34 protein-coding genes are annotated in these 18097 nt (G+C 70.3%); 3 read left to right on the forward strand and 31 right to left on the reverse strand.

All coding sequences use genetic code 11. The features are described from left to right. Nucleotides 1-64: 64 nt before the first annotated feature. Entirely contained in the window at nt 65-1519 is a 1455-nt protein-coding gene (locus tag ACFWVV_RS32060; protein ID WP_384343063.1) for a hypothetical protein, read from the reverse strand. A gap of 85 nt (nt 1520-1604) precedes the next feature. Here ACFWVV_RS32060 and ACFWVV_RS32065 point away from each other — a divergent pair, with 85 nt between their 5' ends. Beyond that, nucleotides 1605-1820 carry a type II toxin-antitoxin system prevent-host-death family antitoxin gene (locus ACFWVV_RS32065; protein WP_384343065.1) on the forward strand — a complete coding sequence of 72 codons (216 nt, stop codon included), beginning with the start codon at nt 1605-1607 and terminating at the stop codon, nt 1818-1820. 60 nt (nt 1821-1880) lie between these two features. Here ACFWVV_RS32065 and ACFWVV_RS32070 read toward each other — a convergent pair whose 3' ends face one another. The 29 genes from ACFWVV_RS32070 to ACFWVV_RS32210 form a co-directional block, all read right to left on the reverse strand. After that, a complete protein-coding gene (locus ACFWVV_RS32070) occupies nt 1881-2813 on the reverse strand; it encodes a hypothetical protein (RefSeq protein ID WP_384343067.1) in 933 nt (310 codons plus the stop codon). Between the two features lie 87 nt (nt 2814-2900). Continuing rightward, a complete protein-coding gene (locus ACFWVV_RS32075; RefSeq protein WP_384343069.1) occupies nt 2901-3191 on the reverse strand; it encodes a hypothetical protein in 291 nt (96 codons plus the stop codon). Then, nucleotides 3188-3547: a hypothetical protein gene (locus tag ACFWVV_RS32080; protein ID WP_384343070.1), complete on the reverse strand. Its 360-nt coding sequence runs from the start codon at nt 3545-3547 to the stop codon at nt 3188-3190. The genes ACFWVV_RS32075 and ACFWVV_RS32080 overlap by 4 nt, the downstream gene beginning before the upstream one ends. After that, nucleotides 3540-3785, reverse strand: coding sequence for a hypothetical protein (locus ACFWVV_RS32085; RefSeq protein ID WP_384343072.1), 246 nt, complete (start codon nt 3783-3785; stop codon nt 3540-3542). The genes ACFWVV_RS32080 and ACFWVV_RS32085 overlap by 8 nt, the downstream gene beginning before the upstream one ends. Beyond that, nucleotides 3785-4162 carry a hypothetical protein gene (locus ACFWVV_RS32090; protein ID WP_384343074.1) on the reverse strand — a complete coding sequence of 126 codons (378 nt, stop codon included), beginning with the start codon at nt 4160-4162 and terminating at the stop codon, nt 3785-3787. Before ACFWVV_RS32090 ends, ACFWVV_RS32085 begins: the two co-directional genes overlap by 1 nt. After that, nucleotides 4159-4608, reverse strand: a complete 450-nt coding sequence (locus tag ACFWVV_RS32095) for a DUF6011 domain-containing protein (protein WP_384343076.1) — start codon at nt 4606-4608, stop codon at nt 4159-4161. Before ACFWVV_RS32095 ends, ACFWVV_RS32090 begins: the two co-directional genes overlap by 4 nt. Beyond that, nucleotides 4605-4775 carry a hypothetical protein gene (locus tag ACFWVV_RS32100; RefSeq protein ID WP_384343078.1) on the reverse strand — a complete coding sequence of 57 codons (171 nt, stop codon included), beginning with the start codon at nt 4773-4775 and terminating at the stop codon, nt 4605-4607. The genes ACFWVV_RS32095 and ACFWVV_RS32100 overlap by 4 nt, the downstream gene beginning before the upstream one ends. Beyond that, a complete protein-coding gene (locus ACFWVV_RS32105) occupies nt 4772-5308 on the reverse strand; it encodes a DUF1643 domain-containing protein (protein ID WP_384343079.1) in 537 nt (178 codons plus the stop codon). The genes ACFWVV_RS32100 and ACFWVV_RS32105 overlap by 4 nt, the downstream gene beginning before the upstream one ends. A gap of 13 nt (nt 5309-5321) precedes the next feature. Then, nucleotides 5322-5534 carry a hypothetical protein gene (locus ACFWVV_RS32110; protein WP_384343081.1) on the reverse strand — a complete coding sequence of 71 codons (213 nt, stop codon included), beginning with the start codon at nt 5532-5534 and terminating at the stop codon, nt 5322-5324. Further along, nucleotides 5531-5995, reverse strand: a complete 465-nt coding sequence (locus tag ACFWVV_RS32115; protein WP_384343083.1) for a hypothetical protein — start codon at nt 5993-5995, stop codon at nt 5531-5533. The genes ACFWVV_RS32110 and ACFWVV_RS32115 overlap by 4 nt, the downstream gene beginning before the upstream one ends. A 2-nt stretch (nt 5996-5997) precedes the next feature. After that, nucleotides 5998-6939: a hypothetical protein gene (locus tag ACFWVV_RS32120; protein WP_384343085.1), complete on the reverse strand. Its 942-nt coding sequence runs from the start codon at nt 6937-6939 to the stop codon at nt 5998-6000. A gap of 13 nt (nt 6940-6952) precedes the next feature. Beyond that, the gene (locus ACFWVV_RS32125; RefSeq protein WP_384343086.1) at nt 6953-7249 is read right to left on the reverse strand and encodes a hypothetical protein; all 297 of its coding nucleotides are present in this window, start codon (nt 7247-7249) and stop codon (nt 6953-6955) included. Nucleotides 7250-7308: 59 nt separating this feature from the next. Further along, nucleotides 7309-7752 carry a hypothetical protein gene (locus ACFWVV_RS32130; protein ID WP_384343088.1) on the reverse strand — a complete coding sequence of 148 codons (444 nt, stop codon included), beginning with the start codon at nt 7750-7752 and terminating at the stop codon, nt 7309-7311. Between the two features lie 4 nt (nt 7753-7756). Next, nucleotides 7757-8026 (reverse strand): hypothetical protein, encoded by a 270-nt coding sequence (locus tag ACFWVV_RS32135; protein WP_384343090.1) that lies wholly within the window; start codon nt 8024-8026, stop codon nt 7757-7759. Then, the gene (locus ACFWVV_RS32140) at nt 8023-8334 is read right to left on the reverse strand and encodes a hypothetical protein (protein WP_384343091.1); all 312 of its coding nucleotides are present in this window, start codon (nt 8332-8334) and stop codon (nt 8023-8025) included. The genes ACFWVV_RS32135 and ACFWVV_RS32140 overlap by 4 nt, the downstream gene beginning before the upstream one ends. Further along, nucleotides 8331-8921: a crossover junction endodeoxyribonuclease RuvC gene (locus ACFWVV_RS32145; protein WP_384343093.1), complete on the reverse strand. Its 591-nt coding sequence runs from the start codon at nt 8919-8921 to the stop codon at nt 8331-8333. Before ACFWVV_RS32145 ends, ACFWVV_RS32140 begins: the two co-directional genes overlap by 4 nt. After that, on the reverse strand, nt 8918-9385 hold the full coding sequence (locus ACFWVV_RS32150; RefSeq protein WP_384343095.1) for a phiSA1p31-related protein: 468 nt from the start codon (nt 9383-9385) through the stop codon (nt 8918-8920). Before ACFWVV_RS32150 ends, ACFWVV_RS32145 begins: the two co-directional genes overlap by 4 nt. After that, the gene (locus tag ACFWVV_RS32155; protein ID WP_384343097.1) at nt 9366-10169 is read right to left on the reverse strand and encodes an exonuclease domain-containing protein; all 804 of its coding nucleotides are present in this window, start codon (nt 10167-10169) and stop codon (nt 9366-9368) included. Before ACFWVV_RS32155 ends, ACFWVV_RS32150 begins: the two co-directional genes overlap by 20 nt. Next, nucleotides 10169-11242 carry a hypothetical protein gene (locus ACFWVV_RS32160; RefSeq protein WP_384343099.1) on the reverse strand — a complete coding sequence of 358 codons (1074 nt, stop codon included), beginning with the start codon at nt 11240-11242 and terminating at the stop codon, nt 10169-10171. Before ACFWVV_RS32160 ends, ACFWVV_RS32155 begins: the two co-directional genes overlap by 1 nt. Next, on the reverse strand, nt 11242-12072 hold the full coding sequence (locus ACFWVV_RS32165; RefSeq protein ID WP_384343101.1) for a hypothetical protein: 831 nt from the start codon (nt 12070-12072) through the stop codon (nt 11242-11244). The genes ACFWVV_RS32160 and ACFWVV_RS32165 overlap by 1 nt, the downstream gene beginning before the upstream one ends. Next, nucleotides 12065-12463, reverse strand: coding sequence for a hypothetical protein (locus ACFWVV_RS32170; protein WP_384343103.1), 399 nt, complete (start codon nt 12461-12463; stop codon nt 12065-12067). Before ACFWVV_RS32170 ends, ACFWVV_RS32165 begins: the two co-directional genes overlap by 8 nt. Next, nucleotides 12460-12735 (reverse strand): hypothetical protein, encoded by a 276-nt coding sequence (locus ACFWVV_RS32175; protein ID WP_384343105.1) that lies wholly within the window; start codon nt 12733-12735, stop codon nt 12460-12462. Before ACFWVV_RS32175 ends, ACFWVV_RS32170 begins: the two co-directional genes overlap by 4 nt. Continuing rightward, the gene (locus tag ACFWVV_RS32180; RefSeq protein WP_384343107.1) at nt 12732-13205 is read right to left on the reverse strand and encodes a hypothetical protein; all 474 of its coding nucleotides are present in this window, start codon (nt 13203-13205) and stop codon (nt 12732-12734) included. The genes ACFWVV_RS32175 and ACFWVV_RS32180 overlap by 4 nt, the downstream gene beginning before the upstream one ends. Beyond that, nucleotides 13202-13633 carry a hypothetical protein gene (locus ACFWVV_RS32185; RefSeq protein WP_384343109.1) on the reverse strand — a complete coding sequence of 144 codons (432 nt, stop codon included), beginning with the start codon at nt 13631-13633 and terminating at the stop codon, nt 13202-13204. Before ACFWVV_RS32185 ends, ACFWVV_RS32180 begins: the two co-directional genes overlap by 4 nt. Continuing rightward, the gene (locus tag ACFWVV_RS32190; RefSeq protein ID WP_384343111.1) at nt 13630-14064 is read right to left on the reverse strand and encodes a hypothetical protein; all 435 of its coding nucleotides are present in this window, start codon (nt 14062-14064) and stop codon (nt 13630-13632) included. Before ACFWVV_RS32190 ends, ACFWVV_RS32185 begins: the two co-directional genes overlap by 4 nt. Then, nucleotides 14057-14437 carry a hypothetical protein gene (locus tag ACFWVV_RS32195; RefSeq protein ID WP_384343113.1) on the reverse strand — a complete coding sequence of 127 codons (381 nt, stop codon included), beginning with the start codon at nt 14435-14437 and terminating at the stop codon, nt 14057-14059. The genes ACFWVV_RS32190 and ACFWVV_RS32195 overlap by 8 nt, the downstream gene beginning before the upstream one ends. Continuing rightward, nucleotides 14434-14787 carry a hypothetical protein gene (locus tag ACFWVV_RS32200; protein WP_384343115.1) on the reverse strand — a complete coding sequence of 118 codons (354 nt, stop codon included), beginning with the start codon at nt 14785-14787 and terminating at the stop codon, nt 14434-14436. Before ACFWVV_RS32200 ends, ACFWVV_RS32195 begins: the two co-directional genes overlap by 4 nt. Before the next feature lie 79 nt (nt 14788-14866). After that, nucleotides 14867-15022 carry a hypothetical protein gene (locus ACFWVV_RS32205; protein ID WP_384343117.1) on the reverse strand — a complete coding sequence of 52 codons (156 nt, stop codon included), beginning with the start codon at nt 15020-15022 and terminating at the stop codon, nt 14867-14869. A gap of 20 nt (nt 15023-15042) precedes the next feature. Further along, the gene (locus ACFWVV_RS32210) at nt 15043-15312 is read right to left on the reverse strand and encodes a helix-turn-helix domain-containing protein (protein ID WP_384343119.1); all 270 of its coding nucleotides are present in this window, start codon (nt 15310-15312) and stop codon (nt 15043-15045) included. A gap of 191 nt (nt 15313-15503) precedes the next feature. Between ACFWVV_RS32210 and ACFWVV_RS32215 the strand changes: the two genes are divergently transcribed. Together ACFWVV_RS32215 and ACFWVV_RS32220 are read left to right on the forward strand one after the other, a co-directional pair. Beyond that, nucleotides 15504-15962: a hypothetical protein gene (locus tag ACFWVV_RS32215; protein WP_384343121.1), complete on the forward strand. Its 459-nt coding sequence runs from the start codon at nt 15504-15506 to the stop codon at nt 15960-15962. Between the two features lie 12 nt (nt 15963-15974). Continuing rightward, nucleotides 15975-16559 (forward strand): hypothetical protein, encoded by a 585-nt coding sequence (locus tag ACFWVV_RS32220; protein ID WP_384343123.1) that lies wholly within the window; start codon nt 15975-15977, stop codon nt 16557-16559. Here the strand turns inward: ACFWVV_RS32220 and ACFWVV_RS32225 are convergent. Then, a complete protein-coding gene (locus tag ACFWVV_RS32225; RefSeq protein ID WP_384343125.1) occupies nt 16477-18048 on the reverse strand; it encodes a recombinase family protein in 1572 nt (523 codons plus the stop codon). The genes ACFWVV_RS32220 and ACFWVV_RS32225 overlap by 83 nt on opposite strands. Nucleotides 18049-18097: the final 49 nt, after the last annotated feature.

Below are 18097 nucleotides of genomic sequence, written 5' to 3' on the forward strand. Positions count from 1 at the left end.
CACCACCGGCCCCGACCGTTCTGAGCACCGGTCGGTGTGTCACCACCGCCCGGGGTCTGTCTGGTCACTCGCGGAAGCACTCGGCGCAGGTGGCGGCCGGCTCTTCGGGGTGCGTGTCGCAGGTCGCTCCCCACACGGTGTCGTCGTCGTCCTGGTACTGCTTTGCCGCTTCGTTGGCGACGTCGACGGCGCAGTCGTCTGCGTAGGTGCAGCCCTCGGCGTTGAACACTCCGAAGGTGTCGCGGCCGCCGGAGTGCTGGCAGGCGGCGACCGGGTCGCCGGTGACGCCGCTTGCCGTGTGGTTGCCGTGTACGCACTTCAACTCGGGCGTCGGCTCGTGGACCGGCTGCGGCGACTCGATCACGCGAAGGCTGCCAGTCCACACAGCATCGACGCCGCGCCCGTTGCTCAGGATCGTCGAGCGATCGTCGCCCCACGGCGCCCGGTCGACGCGCCACCGCTGAACGGTCGGACGGTTGCTGATCACGACTGCCTCGACGAGCGCACCGGCTGTGATCTCTTCCCGCGTCGCCAAGTTTTCCGGGGCGAGGATGAGTTCGGATGCCGTCGCGTCGCACCGTACGTCGTGCCACTCGCGCGGCTTGTTATCCGTCGTCTCGACGCTCGCGATGATCCGGTCGTAGTGGCTAAGCGCGCGCAGCACCTTGACCGGGCGGCCGCCGTCCTTCAACCAGCCGACCCGGTCGCGCAGGTGGTCGACCTCGACCGGGTCCCCGGTGCAGGCGACGCACCGTGCGTGTCCGCGGGGGGTGTCGTATGTGGCGATCAGAGGGGCGCCGCACAATGCCCGAGCGACGTACCGGTGATCGTCCGGACGGCCGGCGTCGGGGTCGACGACGTGCGCACTGATCCAGTGCCCGGCGTTGCCGTACTCGACGGCGCTGCGCTCGACGCGTGCGCGGGTGACGTTGGGTCCGGCGATGTAGTCGAGATCGTCGACGACGGTCCAGCCGCGCAGTTCGAGCGTCCTGCGGTCGCTGCGGTCGCTGCGGTAGGGCAGGGCGAACCGCTCGATCGGGTCGGCGAATCCCCGCTGAAAGATCAGGTACCGGTCTTCCCAGACACGGGGCCGCGCCTGCACGTGCCGCTCGATCTGCACGGTGAACACGGCAGCCGGCTCGGCGGGCGTCGTCTGCTCGGTGAGCTCGTCGACCGCGGCGCCCCACTCGGCGACGTCGTGCTGCAACTCGGTGAGCTCGGTGCCGACGGTGCGCATGTCGGCGAGCAGCTCGTCGGCGTCGGCGTTGCCCTGCGCGATGTCCTCGGTGAGTTGATCGAGGCGGGTCTCGCGTTCGGCGTTGGCGGCGTCCGATACGGCGGCCGCGCGGGTGTCCTTGCCGGTGACGACAGTCCGGCGCTTGTCGCCCTCGATCGCGTCGACGTTCCATGCGCCGGTACCGGTGGCGTGGCGGTACGCCTCGAACGGCCTGTCGCCGATGTCGAAGCGGTAGGCGGGGTGTCCGTCGGTCGTGATCTTCGTGAACTTCGGCTGCTGCATTGCGCGGTCCCTTCGTGGGGTGCTGTGAGACTGAATGTACATCGCGCCCTTATGTACATCAAGCCTGTTGGCTAAAGTGGTCGCCATGGACGCCAACGCCACTGACCACGCGATCGCCGAAGCACGCGCCAACATGTCCGAACTACTCGCCTCAGTCCGGCTATTGCGGCGCTCGTACTTCCTCACCAGCCGCGGAACCCGACAGGCTGCTGTCGTGCCCGTCGAACTCGGCGAGTTGGTCGAGCGGGCGGGCGGCCCCGATCAAGCTGCCGCGATCTTGCAAGCGCACTTCGACAAGTAGCCCGCTAGGTGGCGTCCGACGCCGCTGCCGCCCTGGGGACGGCAGCGGCGTTTCGCACGTTCAGGCAGCGACACCCCGCCCCCTCGCCGCCTCGCGCTGCCGGCGCCGCGCCTCGGCACGCTGCGCCCGCAGCTCCGCCTCACGCTGCCGCACCTCTGCCGCGTCGAGCGCCCGCTGCAACCCGGCGAGCTGCGCGGGTGACGACCACACCCGGGCGCGCCGGTCGACGTCGAACGGCACCGGGGCCGCGCAGTCGATCAGGCCGGTTGAGCACGTCACGCTCGTCACGGTGCCGGCGTCCATGTGGGCCACCAGGTCGCCCGAGCACCACGGGCACGGCAACGGCAGCACCGCGGTGCTGTACCCGATGCCGAGGACCCGGTCGAGGCGTGCCGCAGCATCCCGGGCGTACGCGTCGATGCGGCGCTGCTCCGCGTCATGTGTGGCGCAGCACGGCGTATCCGTGAGGCGGCCGAGCAGCCACTGCGCGGCGGTGGGGGCGGTGCGCTGCGCGCGGTCGGCGTGGTGCCAGTCCGCGGGGTCGGCGGCGTCGCGGGAGGCGATTGAGTCGGCGAGGGAGCACAGGGCGATCTCGATCGCCCGGCAGGCGTCGGCGATGTGCAGGCGGATCGGCACGGGCCGCTCGCCGAGCTGCGCGGGGTCGCGGTCCGCCCGGATGGGGTGTGCGGCGCCTTCGCCGACGTGCTCGCAGTGCGCGCACTGGTAGTAGAGCTGCCCGGTGTGGTGGCGGGTGGTGATGAGCTGCTGCGGGTGGTGGACGGCGTGCGCGATCGCGGCGGCGAGCTGCTGCTCGGCGGTGACGTCGGCGGCGTCCTGGTCGTCGAGGGCGCGCAGGTATTCGATGCCGGGGCGGGACGGGGGCCAGGTGCCGCCGGGGCCGGTGGTGTCGAGGGCGGCGCGCAGGTGGTCCCAGTGGTTGAGGATGTGGTGCAGGTTGTCGGCGGTGGTGCGGGCGGGGCGGGTGTGGTTCATGGCGGGTTTCTCCTGCGGTGCGTAGGGTGATCACACCGCGTGGGGCGCCCCGTTCATCTGGCCGGATGGGGGCGCCCCGTCGTCGTGTCAAGGGGCGTGTCTCTGGGGTGTGAGCCACGGCGGGGGATCGTTGCGGTGGCGCCACGAGTTGAGGTGTTGGACGGGGTGGCGGGCTATCCAGACCAGGCGGTCGGCTGTCTTGATGGCGCCCGCGGTTCGGTGGCGGATCCCGGTGGGGAGGGGGAGGCCGCTCTCTCGGCGGACGCCGTCGAGCGCGGTTTCGCGCATGGCCCAGCTGAGTGCCCGGTAGGCCGGCTGCCACCGGCCGAGGACGTACCCGAGGGTGAGCGACCCGATCACGGTGAACAGAAGGCTCATGCTGCGGCGTCCGTCCCTCGTGGGCAGTGCCGGTCATGCGCGAGCCCGGCCGACGCCGGCCACGTGTCGCAGCACGTCACGAACTGCGGCGCCGCGCCACGCTGCGCCGGGATGTGGTGCTGCCACTCGGCGCGCCGCAGCCGTGCGGCCGCGGTCCGGTAGTCGTGGTGCGCCCGCTCGGATGCGTCGCCGAGGAACAGCGACACGAAGATCGTGAACGCGAACGGCGCCCACAGGCTGTGGATCGCGCACACCACGGACAGCAGCCCGAGCGCGAGCGCCACGGCCAGGAGGACGCGGGAGGTTCGGCGGTGGCGGCGCATCGCGTCCCGGTAACGGCTGATCTGGTCAGGCATGGTGCACCTCGGTTGTCGGTCGGTAGGTCTCGATGCCGGGCAGCTCGTCGACGGCGCGGTACACGTCAACGGGCCGGGGCGTGCGGGTGGCGGGGCGCCCGCACCCGGCGAGCAGCAGCACCTCGGGGTCGTCGGTGTCGTCCTCGAAGTAGGCGGCGAGCTCGTCGTCGGTCATGCGGTCGAGGTCGTCGAGGGTCTGCTCGTCGACGTCGTCCGGGCCGTACGGGTCCGTGGCCATCACGCCGGCTCTTCGGGGTCGAGGAACTCGACCTCGGTCGCACCGACGTGCCCGTGGATGAACTCGACGGACACGCGGCCGCGGTCCCAGAACACGATGGACGGGTGCTCGCCGCGCCACCGGACCGAGGCGGTCCCGTCGGGCCACAGCACGCCGTCGGCGACGTCACCGGTGCCGCTGATACCGCTGATGTCGCGGCGTCGGCGCAGGACGAACCGGCGCTGCCGAAGGTGCTGGTGGGCGTGAACGACGGTACGGCCGGTGAGTTCGAGGGTGGCCGCGTCGATCAGGTGGCGGGCGGTCTCGGCGTCATGGAGTAGGGCGGCGAGCGCGCGCAGCTGCTCGACGGCGGGCAGGTCGGCCTCGGTGTCGGTCATCGGTCTCGGGTCTCCTCGGCGGTACGGGCGGCGTGGGCGGCCGCAATGGCAGGTGTGCAGATCTGTGCGAGCAGGTCCTCGCTCACCCCGCGGCGGCATTCGGGGCCGACGCCGAGGACTTTCGACCGGTCATCCGTTAGGGCGCGGCCGCACTGACAGCACCGAGTCGTCAGGTCGGCGAACCGGCGGCGGCACCCGGCGGGGTCCTGGTCGAGGGCGGCGTGCATGGTTTGCAGCCACGCCCGGTATCCGGCCTGCCACTCGCGCAGCCACGCGATCCGCTCGTCGGCGTCCGAGGGCGCGTCGCGCTTCAGCGGGCGGTCCGGGCCGTACCAGGCTTTCGACGGCCACGCGGTGACGGTCTCGCCTCGGACACGCCAGTACGTCATCGTCTCGGGGTTCGCGGGGTCGAGTGCGGCGTAGTAGCCGTGCGGCAAGGTGGTCATCGGCGGTTCCTCTTGAGTGCGCGAGCTGCCGCGCGGCGTGCGGCCCGGTTGGGGGGCGGTTCGGGTTCGGGGGCGTCGTCCTCGACGACCCGCTCGTCGGTCGTGGAGACCCACAGCTGCGGTGTCCGGGCGTGCCATCCGGCGGGCAGGCGGCTCGGGCCGGTCATCGCGGCCGCCACGGGCTGGGGGTGGCGTCGCTGTTCAGGTACAGCGGGTGGCTGGGCTGCCCGTTGCCGGTTACCGAGAGGCAGGCGAGCCGCCCCACCCCGGGCAGTGCGCAGACGGCGGCGACGCGGTCGAGGTGGGCGTTCGCACCCCATGCGGCGATGAGCGGACCGTCCGCCTCGTGCGCGGCCGCGGCCGCGTCGCTCAAGTGCCGGTCGTTGTCCGGGCCGACGCGCAGCAGCTCGTCGGCGGGGAGGTTGCTCGGGTTCGTCGCCCGCCAGGCGTACAGGTTCACGATGATCAGCGAGCCGCAGCCCCAACGCTGTGCGAAGCGGGCGCACTTGCGGGTCGTGGCGTCGTCCTGGTCGGCGTCCGCGGTCGACGGGTTGAGCATGACGAACGTCGCCGGTACGGCGTCGGACCACTCGCGGGTGAGCCGGTACCGGTAGCGGTCACACGCCGAGATCTCGGCGGTCCGGTGCCGTATCGGCTGCGGCTCGGGCAGTGGCGGGGGTGGGGTGATCAGCGGGGCCATGGCGGTACTCCGATCAGCGTGTGACGGGCGAGCACGGTGGGGTGTGGGCCTTGAGTCGGTAGGGGGTGCGTTCGGCCCTCAGCGGGGCACACAGCGGCTCGGGCGTCATGCGCCACCCGTCGTCGGCGAGCGCCGCCACCACGAGCCGGCCGACCGCCTCGGGCGGGGCAAGCGGGTTCTCGGCGACGACCGCAGCGATCACGGCGGCCGCTGCGTCGGGGATCACACCCGCTCCCGGGCCGCGCGGATCCGGTCGCGCACCGCGAGGTACTCGGCGGTCGGCTGCCCGGCGCTCGCGGGGATCGCCCCGCCGACGAGCGCCCGCAGTTCGAGCGGCTCCTCGCACCCCTTGCGGACCCCGTCGCGCTCGGCCCGCAGCGCTGCCCGGTACCCGGCGTGGTCGTCGGGGTCGACGTGCGGGTGCCTGTTGGGCTCGAACGTCCCGACGTGTCTGTCGAGTCGGCCGCGGGCGACGATGCGCCAACGGGCGGCGATGTCCTTCGGCATGACCGGCCACGCGCTCTCGGCGTAGTGCTCGCCGACCGCCTGCCCCGCGAAGTCGAGGGGGACGTCGCGGAGGATCGTCGCCCACATCGTGAGCTGCGCCGCCTGCTCGGTCTCGTCGGTGCGCACGACCCGGTCGTCGACGAGCGCGATCCCTGTGAGGAGTTCGATTGTCTCGTTCATGTTCACGCGGTACCGCCCTCTGCGAGGCGTGAGCGCATCCGGTCCAACCCGGCGCGCTGCTGCTGCGATTTGGTCATCTGCTGCTGTGCGAACGGCACGACCACCCCGCCGGCCGCGGGCTGCTCGGTGCGCTCGTTCTCGACCCACTGCTGCCACCGGCCGCCCCACGCGGCCGCCCGGCGACCGTCGTCGAGCTGCCTGCGGACGAACCGGCGGGTGACGACGTCGAGCTGCTGCTCGGTAAGCGGCTGCCGCCCGGTGTCTTCTCGGGCGAGCTGCGCGGCGCGTACGTCCTCGATGCTGGGCTGCCAGTCGGCGGCGATCAGAGAGTGAGGCGGTTCGGGCGCACGCCCGCTACTACCGGTACGTACCTCTCTCTCCTCAGCCCCCTCTTTATGGAGTGGAGTGGAGTGGAGTGGAACGCGCGCGCGTGAGGTCCCGAGGGAGTCCCCCCGGGACACATCGCCGGGACCTGCGGACTCTTCAGAATCGGGCGTGTGATTCGATGACGATTCGTCGTCGAATCCTTCGCGATTCGTCTGCGATTCGTCATCGAAAAGCGAAGGATTCGCAGGCGAATCGCTGCCGGTCTGCCCCGCGCGCTGCTTCGCCTTCTTGTCCGCAGCACGCTTTCGCCGGGCGAGCACCTCGACGCGCGAGAGGTTCCCCGACTCGCGATAGTCGTGCATGTAGTAGTCGCCGGGGCGCGGCTGCGGGCAGCGAGAGCAGTGGTGTCCGTGTTCGTGCCACAGCCCCACGGCGAGCAGCTTCGTGATCTGCGGGGTGCTGCCGTAGGACTTGGCCACCTCACCGGGCACGTGTCCGTCGGTGAGGTGCTGCGCCACATACGAGCCGACGCGCATCCACAGCCCGAGCGCGGCGTTCGTGGCGCGCATCATCTTCGGGTGGCTGTGTGCCCCGTCGTCGACGGTGAAGTACGGCATCGGATCTCCAGGTTCAGAGCGTGAGTTGCCCGGCGGGGACGGGCGAAGGTCTGCGGGGGCGGCGCTGCGCGGCCGGCCTGGCGGGCGTCTGCGGGGCGGTGCACTTGTGGTCGATCACGTGGCGCCGCGGGCACGGGGCCGACCGGGTGTGGCAGCTCGCCCACCGCAGGTCGAGGCCGTCGCGCGTCTCGTGCACGCACCAGTCGAGGCGGTCCTGCTCGCGCAGCGCGCCCGCGGCGGCCGCCGACATCGGTGCGGCGTCGGCGACCACGCTGAGCGCCGCAGTGCGGCCGACGAGCTGCCGCAGCACCGGGGCGGCGCAGCGAGGGCAGCGCGCACGCCGCGCCCCACTGCGACCGGCCGGCCGTGTCATCCGACGTGCTCGACTCGGGTGCCGCGGCGCTGTTGCTGCGCGGTGTGCGCCGCGTACTCCGCTTCGGTCGGCATCGTGGCGAGCGCCTCGGCGACGGCGAGCTCGACGTCGTGGTCGGCGAGCCCCGACTCGGCGTCGAGGGTGCCCTCGACCTTCCGGCGCCGCATCATCGCGCGCATGACTTCAGCGAGGTGCTTCGACTGCCGGTCGTCCGACCCGACCTCGGCGAGCGTGATGCGCAGCTTCACTGTGGCGTCCTTGTCCTCGCCCTCGGCGTGCCCGGTGTAGCTCGTAGCCCGTAGCTGGACGACCGCGAAGATCGAGGCGCCGGGGCGCTCGAACAGCCCCCGTCGCAGCGCTTCCGGGATCGCGGCATGCAGCCCGGCCGCGCCGCCGTCGAGCTTCACCTCGACGTCCTGATCCTTCGACAGCTTGGGCATGTGCTCACTTCCTTCGGGTCTGTTGCTTGCGGCGCTGGATGTCGCGCAGTCCGGCCGCCTGTCGTACGTCTTCGTTGGTGCAGGTGTCTCGGCGGTGGCGCTCAGCGCGGAGTACGAGCTGCTGCACCGCCTCGGGGCCGATGGCGTCCTCGGACGGGGCGCCGCAGGCGCATGACCAGTCCGCGGACACCATCGACGTGTGTCGGCCGTCGAACCGGACCCGCAGCCCGGGGCCCGGGTTGGGGTGTCCGATCGTCGGGCCGACACCGGTCATGACCGGCCGGCCATTTCGCCGAAGATCGCGTCGAACGTGGCCTCGGTCCGTTGCCGCATCGGCCGGTCCTCGACGTGGTCGGGAGCGACGCAGCGGACGTGATCGCAGGCGGCCTTGACGTAGCCGACCGGCGGGCGGTGGTGGCGCATGATGAACGCGATGCGCGCGGCCGTTTCCAGCCGGCCCGCCCACCGCACCACCGGAACTCCTTCGGCAGTACGGCAGCCGGTCCACTCCAGGTGGCCACCCGTCTCGGTCTCCTGCACTCGCTGTCGGAACAGCTCTTGCGGGCCGCTCGCCGGGGTCATCGGATCACCGCCTCAGGCCACTCGACCTTGAGCAGCCGATCCCGCTGCGCCTGCGGCATCCCGAACAGCGGCTGCCCGAGGGCGTCATGCCCCGCCACGCGCAGCCACCAGGCATCGCACTGGTCGCCGCCCTTGTCGTCGGCGAACTCGACCCCGGCGACCAGGTACGCAGCCGCAGCCATGCGCGCCTTGTCGGCGCTCCCGTGATCGGTGGCGTAGCTCTTGAGCGTCGCCGGGACGACGTACGCGAACGGCACACCGGCGTCGATCAGTTCGCACAGCACCGGGCCGTGCACCTTCGCCGTAAGGCCGGCCGACATGGCATGCATCGGCAGGTCCTCGAGCACCGCGACGTCCGGCCGGTGCTCGGCGAGCACCCCGCGGATGCGGTCCCGGATCACGACGAGCCGCCGCGCGCCGTCCTTCGACCGGGTCCGGATTCGGAACGTCGAGCCGTCCGGCAGGCACACCCCGGTCGAGGTGAGCGACAGATCCAGACCGAGCACCCGCAGCCCGGCCGGAGCGACCGGGACATCGGCGACCGGCGACTGCGCACTAGGGCTGAGCAGCCCAGGAATGCCCGTCACAGCGCACCCCCGGAGTTCTCCCCGGTCGCAGGACTGATCGGCCCGTACAAGGTGCGCAGTACGTCCAGAGGGACGCGCGGGCCCGCAGCATCAAGGGCCTGCATCATCGGCGTACCGATCTTGTCGAGCTGCCCCGACCACGCCCACAGCGCCTCGGTACCGGCGGCCGCCCACGTCACCGACAGGTCCCACCGGTGCCCGGTGCCGTCGGTCCACACCACCCGGTCGGCGTCGAGGCTGCTGTGCTCGGTGCGCAGCGGCTCGTCGCTGTGGTTCTGCTCGGTACCTGCGGCCGGGTTGCAGGGGTGGGGCGGGTGCGAGGCGGCGAGCTGATCGGCGACGTGCATGAGCGCTTCGGCGACCGCTCCCAGGCACCCGTCCGAGTGCCTCACTTCGAGGACACCCGCAGTGGTGACGGTGATGACGAGCGCGTGCTCGTCGAGGTCAACGAACTTGATCTTCATGCGTCCCCCCGGGCTTGATCGGCCACGACCCGTCGACGACGGCGGCCGGGTCGGTCTTGCGGAACCACTCCTGAAGCGACGCCGCTTGCTGGGCAGCCCATGCGATCTGCTGGGCGTGCAGGTCGTCGGTGCTGAGCCCTTCGAGCTCGTGCAGCCGCGGCCGCTTGTGCCACCGGATCCGCTCGGGCCACTGCGACCGAGGCATGTGCGCGAGCGTCCCGATCCGGTACAGGACCCGGGCCGACATCAGAGCGTCGTACGAGCAGCCGTGCGCCTGCGACTCGTTCCACTCCAGCTCGTAGACGTGAGCGAGGGTGATGAGCTGCCGTGCGCCCTGCGTCTCCGACGGGCGTTTGCGGTACGGCAACACGTGCTGATCGAGCACCCGCGTGTCGAGGACCCGCAGCGGGGTGTCGCCGAGCCGGTCGAGCAGCGGTTCGACGTCGTGCCGGCGGCACTCGCGGTCGAGCAGCGTCAGGTCGTACGGCACGTTGTGACCGACGAGCGGGTCGCCCATGCCGATCCGGATCGCGAGTGCTTCGGTGACCTGGTCGACGACCTCGGGGGCGGGCTGCCCCTTCGCGCGGGCGTGCTCGGTGGTGATGTGGTGCACGGCGGTTGCCTCGGCGGGGATCTCGATCCCGGGGTCGGCGAGCCACTCGTACGAGTCCGAGCCGCCCCCGCCACCGAGCCCGAGCATGGCGGCAGTCACGATGCGGTCTGCCTCGACGTCGACACCCGTCGTCTCAAGGTCGAACGCGACGAAACTTTGCTTGTGCCACATCAGCGGGCACCCCCGCCCGGCTGGGCTACCTCGGGCCATGCCTCGCCCGTCGTGTCTGCGGGCGGCTCGTCGTCGACGAACTCGCCGTCGACGATGTCGTCGTCCTGCCCGAACCCGTCGTCGTCCTGGTCGTCGCCGAGCTCACCCGTCGACGTGTCGATGCCCTTCGCGATGTCGTCCGCGATCCGGCGCAGCTCCTGCGACAGTTCGTCGGACCCGTCGCGCGCCACATGCCCGGCGCGGTTCGCCCGGTGCCACACCGCGCGGGCGTCCTCGACGGTGCGGCACCCCCGCGCCTCGGCGGCGTAGTCGGGGCGAGGCGCCTCGATCGCCCGACGGTCCACGCCGCTCGGGTCCAGAGCCGCCGCGGTGGACAGCGGCCCAGACAGCGCCTGCCGCAGCGTCGGCAGCGACGGCACCACCATGACAACGGGGAAGTGCTTCGGCTTACCCGCCCGCATGATCTCCCGGTGCTCGATCCACATGCGGACCGGCATCAACCCCTTACCGCCCGTCGCCTGCAACACGGTGTCGATACCGCCCGCCATGACGTCGGCCGCATAGTGGCTCTTCGACTCCAGCCGCCACACGCCGAGGTCCGGCAGATCCGGCAGGAACACCCCGATGCGGCTCGTCGGCTTGCACACCGACCCCTGCTTGACCTCGTTCTGCTCGTGCCAGTCAGGCCCGAACTTCGCCCGGCACAAGCACGGCTTCCGGGAGAGCTGCTCGGTCTCGCCGTCGCAGCGCCGGGCACAACCACCGCCCGACCACAGCTCGTACGCCTGCGACAGCGGGTCACCCGCAGGCAGCACGGCGCGCAGCTCGGTCGCGGTCGTGATCACCCGGTACTGCGCAGTCTTCTGGTTCTGCGGCGTCCACTCCTCGACGTTCCCGCCGTACAGAGCGGCAGCCCGCTCGACGTACGCGCGGCTGTGGCTGGAGAGTACGAACGTCTTCGACTTGACCGGGATCGGCCGCCCGTCCGGCTTGGGGTTCGGCCGGCTGTACCCGGTGCGGATGCGCCCGAGCTCGGCCGCCTGCCGCTTCATGGTGAGGATTCGACTGCCCATCAGGCGGCCGCCTTTCGGTCGGTGGCACCCGGCGCCCACGACGGCAGGACCGTCGGGTACTTGCTCGGGGCGGTGTGCAGATAGCGGGCGGTGCGCGTCGCGCCGAGGAACGCGCGGAACTGCTCGCGCTCCGAAGGCACTTCGATCAGCCGGTGACTGCGGGGCCGCAGGTTCAGCAGCCCGGTACGGCGCACCCGAGGGGCATCGCCGTCGGTGTCGTCCGGCAGCAGCCACACCGGGGCGTGCCGCAGCGCAGCGAGCTGCAACGGCTGCTCGGCGTACACGACCGTGTCCGGCTTCTTCACCGAGGTCTTGTAGTCGATCAACCAGAGCTGCCGCCGACGGTGTGGGCCGGTCGGCAGCCACACCCACAGATCACCGGTACCGGCGTACCCGTACCGGCGGTGCAGCACCGTCGTCTCGATCGCCTCGACGTCCCGCTCGAACTGCACCCGCCACAGCCGGAACCACGCGGCGAGCTGGATCGCGTACGGCTCGACTTCGGGGTCGGCCGGGTGCGGTGTGTTCAGCACGAGGGACACCGCCCGCTCGTGCACGCGGGTGCCGAGCCTCTTCGCCCGCTCGGTGTATGTGCGATGCACGGCGACGAGCTCGCGCCGCAGCACGGTCGGCTCGGTCCGGGCACGGCGCGCGGTCGAGATCGGGTCGGCAATCACCGCGTCGGCCGTCATGCCGGCCGCCCACGGAACGAGCGCTGGTTTCGAGATCGAGTCAAGCGCGTTCGTGACGCTGATCAAGTCGGGGCCCCCGGCGGGGTCGGTGTAGTACCGACCCCGCTCGGTCGCCACCGCGTGGCGAGGATCAGGCACCGGTCACCGCCGACTCGGTCGTGTGCCCCATCTGGACGCCGCGGAAGAACGCGGCGATACCGGCGCGGCTCGTCGCGCGGGCCGTGCTCGCGTCCGGCAGCACCCGAGGGCGGACCGGGCACCGGCACGGCAGCACCTCGGGGAACTCGCACGGCAGGGCGTGACGGGTGGACTCGCCCTCGTGCGGCACGCTGCCGCGGGTGTCCTTCTCGTCGTCCTGGTCGGCCGTGAAGGTGACGGCGATGCCGTCGCCCCAGTGCTCGGCGAGGAACCGCTGCACCGCGGGCATGATCTCGTCGCGCAGCGTCGCCGCCTCGTACGCGTGATCGTCGGGCGTCCAGTTGCTGCCGGAGCGCGGGGTGATGACCAACCTGCTGGCCAGGATGCTCATGCGACACCGTCCTCGGCGTCGGCGTTCAGCAGCTCGACCAGGTACGCGCCGATCACAGGCCACTCGACCTCGACCACCGGCACGCGGCAGCACGAATACACGCTCGCGTCTTCCGGCTCGTGGTCGTCGTCGAGGCAGACCGGCGCGATCGCGTCGTACTCGTCGCCCCCCTGGTACTCCGTGATGACCTGTCGCCACATCGGCCGCGCCTCATAGCTCAAGCCCTTGAGCAGCGCGCGGGCGGCGAGCCGCGCGTCGGAAAGGGTGCTCATACGGCACCCCCAACGGCGAGCAGCGGAATCCCGCGCTCCGCCCGAAACTCGTCGGTCGCCCGCTCACAGCAAACCGGCTCGCCCTCGACGCTGTGCTCGTCCTGCTGGTACGAGGGGCTCGCCGCCTCAGCCGCAGTCAGCTCCTCCCAACCGTGCAGGCAGAACGAGCACGTGTGCGTCTCGGTGCACGTGACGGTCGCCTCGGCGACCTGCGGGCGCTGCCGCAGGTCCGCCGCGATCTCCGCGCAGCGACGCCGGTAGTCGCCCTCGATGTCGTTGCTCACGAGCCGGTCGCCCATGGACACGAACCCGAAGTTCCCGAGACGTCGGGGTAGAACGGCGAACGTGATCGGCTCGCCGACGGCGACGAACTCGGCAAGCTCGTCAAGGCCGGTCAACCCGAGGTCGGCCGGGCGGCGAACGGTGAGGGTGACGAGCACCCGCCACTCGTCGCGATGGGTCAGCTTCATGCGTCGGCCTCCGGGTCGTATTCGGCGGCGACCTCAATGCGGGTGACGGTGTAATCCGTCGTCTGCTCATCGCCCTCCGGGCCGACGATCAGCTCGTACGGGTCATCCGGCGCGGACTCGTCTCCAAGCCAGTCGAAGACCTTGCCCTCGAACTCGGGTGAGTGGTTCTGGGCGTCGGCCTCACAGTGCATCCGCGCGGCGTCCGCGTTGGTGTAGGTGCCGAGCGGGGTCATGCCCCACGCCGCGCGGTAGACGTACGCGACCGCAGGCTCGCTCTCCAGCACCGGCCGCGAGGCGACGTCGTGCCCGGTCTGCGCCGCTACCAGCGCGAGGGTGGCGTGTACCTGCGCCTCGGCGACGCTCCGGTCAGTGCGGTACTCGTTCTGCAACAGCCGTTCGGCCATGCGGTAGTGCTCGGGCCCGGTCATGCGGCAGCACCACCCTTGACCGCCGCGGCCACCGCAACCGCCTCGGCCGCGGCCGCAGCCTTGACCAACTGCCACGCCTGCAACGCCTCGCCCGACCAGTGCCCCACCGGCAGCGCCCGCACCGCGTTCACGGCGAGCCCCTCCGCCAGAACGAGCCCACGCTCGCCGTACAACGACGTCCGCTTACTCGACCGCTTGACGAGCTCCGCGACGAGCCGCTCGACCGGCATACCCGCCCTCGGCAGCTCGGGGTCCGCGATCGCGACCAGGTCATCGAGCAACACCCCGCCGTCGGCGAGCAGCGCCGTCACGACGTCCTCGACGACCGCCTGCGCGAACCCGCTGAGGTCGAGCTGCGACCCACCAGGGATCGCGCGGACACCGACCGGGATCGGCGCCGAAACCATCTGCACCTGCGTCTCGTCAGCCACGGTGGCCACCCTTCGCGTGGAGCGCCGCGGCGAGCAGCGCCGGAACCCCGTGCCCGATGAGCCGACCGCGCACGCCGCCGATCTCAAAGCGGCAGACCGTCGAAGAGCCGGTGTTCGTCATGCGGCCCCCGTCGATCCCGAGCGCGACAGTCCAGCGCTTCCAGTCGGCGAGCGACTGCGGCGTGACGACGAGCTGCACCTCGCCACCGGCGGCGCTCGCCTCGGCGAGCGGGGCCGGCATCATCGCGAAGCGGGTCGGTGCCACGTCCGCAATCGCCTTCGCTTTACGGCACTGCAAGGCCAGTGCGACGGCGGCCGGGGACGGTGTCGGGCGGTTCTTGCCGGGCGCGGTGAACGGGTCGGTGATCGTCATCCGGTCACCGCCGAACGGATCTCGGCGAGGACGTCCTCACCGGACACGACCGGGACGTGGACCAGGACGCGGACCGGCTTGCCGTTGAGCCGCTGCGGGGTCTGCGTGTGCAGCGTCCACAGCGACGCGCCGCCGAGCTCGATACCGCGGCGCACGGTGCCGCCGAGGGCGTACAGCCACTCGCCGAGGTCGTCGACGTCCGCGAGCGTGATGTGCACGGCGTCGGGGCGGGCGACCATCGTCGGGGCCGGGAGCGACAGGTTGTCGATGACGACCTGTACCGCGAGCCGGTTGTCGCTGGTCACACCGAGGTGGGTGCGGGGGATGTGTTCGGTAGGCTGAGCGCTCAACGCGATCGCCTCACTCTCTCTGTTGGGGTGTTCGTGGTGGGGCTGCTCGGGCCGGCAAGTCGGAGCGGCCCCTTTGGCGTTATGCGGCGGTGCGGTCAGCCGCGGCGGGCCCGTTGACGACGGAGTCCGGGGTCCGCGTGAGGATGCGCCGAAGGTTCACGACGAGCGATTCCGGGGCTTCCGGGGCCTGCGCGACTCGCTCGCGGATCTGCTCGATCACTGCGTCGCCGAGCAACTGCCGACGTTCAGCGGCGTTCACGCTGCGGCCGCGAGATCGACGCGGTCCATGAGTTCCTCGACCGTCACCCGGTAGGCCACCGCGAGTCGCATAGCCGTATTCAGGTCGGGTTGGGCCGCGCCCGAGAGGATGCGGTACACGCTGGACTCGGCGATTCCGGCAGTCCGGGAGATCGCGTAGCCGGTGCGGTCGCCCGCTCGGGATGCGGCCGACAGCAGCGATTCAACGTTCAGCCGGAACATGGGCTCGCCCCTCTCAGTGCCTGTAGCAGGGAGTTCCTTGCTCATGAGGGAGACTCTGGCACAACAATCCCTCCCTAGCAAGGGAACTTGCGGCACAGGGAGGGTCAAAGTTCGTTCGCACAGGCATTCGAAGGCATGTGTAAGCTGCATCGTTGCAGGTGATTGGCCTGTTACCGACACTTGCGGGGCAGGGATTTTGTGGCTACTCCCTACCTAGGGAGCTAAAGTTTCTGGACATGACCAACCCACCCCCCCTCACGCGCGCGCAGCGGTTCGCAGCGCTCATCCACCCAGCAGCCGAAAGGGCCGGCTACACCGGCTTCGGCTCCAACAGACGACTCGCCACCGACACCGGCATGTCCGAAAGCAGCGTGTCGCGGATGCTCAAGGGCGAGTCCATCCCAGACATCAAGTTCTTCCCTGCACTCTCCGCCTGCATCGACCTACCCGTTGTAGCCATGCTGGTCGTGATGGGGATTCCTCTGTCGTCACTTCAGCCACTGTCCGAAACGGATCCATCACAGGTACGCTCGCGATCTATCAGTCTTGAGGAGGCGGCCGAGCGTCTCGGGATCACGGACCCCGTGGGCCAAGAAATGCTTGCCGCCACCGTCGACCGAATTAAGCGATCGCATGAGCCGCGCCCCGCCACCGATGATGGCGACGCGCACGGAGGCACGGCAGCGCACATGTAAGGGGTGGTGGCGATGGATCTCACGGCGGGCACCAAAGCAACGGCGGTAGCGGCGGCAGCCGTTGTAGCCGGGGGAGTGGCCGTAATCCTGTACGGCATCGCGCGGGACGAACTCTCGCGATCGCTGGGTGGCGCATGCCTGACAATGACGGCGCTCACGCTTATAGCGCTCATCGCAATCAGGCGATGGACCACCAACACGGACGCCGAACGAGCCTCCCTCGCCGCCGCAACGAGGGAAGCAGACACCGAGCGGATGCGCAGCGTAGCCAATCAAGCATCTTTGGAGGCGGAACGGCAAAGGCTGTTGAGGGACGCGGCAAGCGAACGCGCCAGGCTGGCAGCAGCTATGGACGTCGAGCGTGCAGCCATGCGTGCCCAGTTCGAAGAGGAGAAGAACCGTCTCGTCTGCGAGACCTTCGAGGCCGCCTACAACCTGTTCAAGGAATCAGGGGGCGAGTTCGCCCCCTGCCCCGACCACGCAAAGGTCATTGGACTGTTCGGAACAGCAGCGCCTAAGCGCGCTCCCGTGCCGGCCCCTTCCCCTTCTGCGCCGGAACCGTCGCCAACCCACGAACGCGGCGCCACTCGCGGATGAACCCCGGCTCGCCAACGAACCGCAACGTGACCCGCCCCGGGTCGATCCCCCGGCGCCCCCTCACCGGCGCCGGGTTCACGTACACGTTCACCGTCGCTCGGTAGATCACCCGGCGCTGCTCAATGTCCAGCCGATCCCACGCCGCCTCAACCACCTCCCGCGGCTTCCCGATCAACCCCTGAAGTAGCGGCGGCACAGCGCGCACCGAGTCGATGTCCGCCTGAGCCTTGTTGATCAGCGGTTGCAGTCGAGCCTCAATCGCGGCCAGGGACGACACCGAGATACCAGGGGTCCCGTCATCCGCGATCGTGGACGCAGACTCGCGAGCCTCGCGGAGCTGGCGCGTGAGTGCCTCGTGCCTCTTCCGTGCTGCATCCGCCTTCGACTGCTCCTTGCCCGCGTCGAACGCAGCGGCAGGCGCCTTCGAAGCCAGCCACTCCACCACCGCTTCTTCCACGTACGCCTCCAGCTTCTTCGCCCGGATTGACACATCCGCCTTGGCTGCGCACAGATAGACGTCCTCGCCGTCAGACTGACTCGACCTCACCCCCGGCGCGCCCTCGGGCACGGGCGCAGGGCACTTCCCACACCGGGCGATGCCGGCGAGCTCGTGCTGCACCGACCAGTCCACGGATGCCCTGTCCTCGGAGTCGAGGATCGCCTGCACGGCCTTGAAGTCTTCGTACTCGACAATGCCGTCCCACTTCGCCTGCGTGTAATCCCTGCCCTGCCAGACGCGACGCCCCGCGTACGACGGGTTCCGCAGCATCTCGTACACGTGGTAGTACTCCCACGCGCGCCCGTCGACGGCCGCGTCCCGGGTCGCTGCGAGGTGCCGATAGATCGAGTGGATCGTCTTCCCACCGAGGAACGACGTGAACGCGTACTTCACGGCGTCCGCCCTCTCGGGGTGCGGGAACTGCCCAATGAGCTTGCCCGTGTCCGCGTCGTACCGGCGCATGTACCCCCAGAGGATCCGACCGTGCGCGCCGCCCGCTGCGGCATTCTGCCGCGTGGTGCGAGCGTTCCGGAGCTGGATCCCGTCGGCTTCATCCTCGGCGTTGACGGCATCCAGCGCGGTCGCCTTACGGTCGGCGCGCTTGCTCAAGTCATAGACGGCGCCGTCGTAGTAGAGCAGTACGCCCGCAGTCATGCACGCGTTGCGAAGCTTCACGTAGGCGTCGAGATCGCGGTAGTACCGCGACGCCTCGAAAGCGACCAGGATACGAGGGACACCATTTTCGATGCCCTCAAGCATCTCTTCGTACAACTCTCGCGTCTTCTTTGCATAGCGGGACGCTGACCGGTCGATCTCGGGGAACTCCCGGACGATTGGCCAGCCGAGGCTGTCGCACAGGGTGCGACCCTCAACGAGTTGCGATGTGACGCTGGTCCCCTCCTTCGAGGGGTCCCGGCTTGCCCGTCCGTACAAGTACGCATAGAAGGGGCCCTCGTATGCGAGGTGAAGATGCTCCGGAGCGATCGGCATCTAGAAAGGCTACCGGTGAACCGCTGGTGCAGGACGTAATTTCATGCGA

Origin of the sequence: Streptomyces sp. NPDC058663, assembly GCF_042716745.1 — a bacterium.
GTDB lineage: Bacteria > Actinomycetota > Actinomycetes > Streptomycetales > Streptomycetaceae > Streptomyces.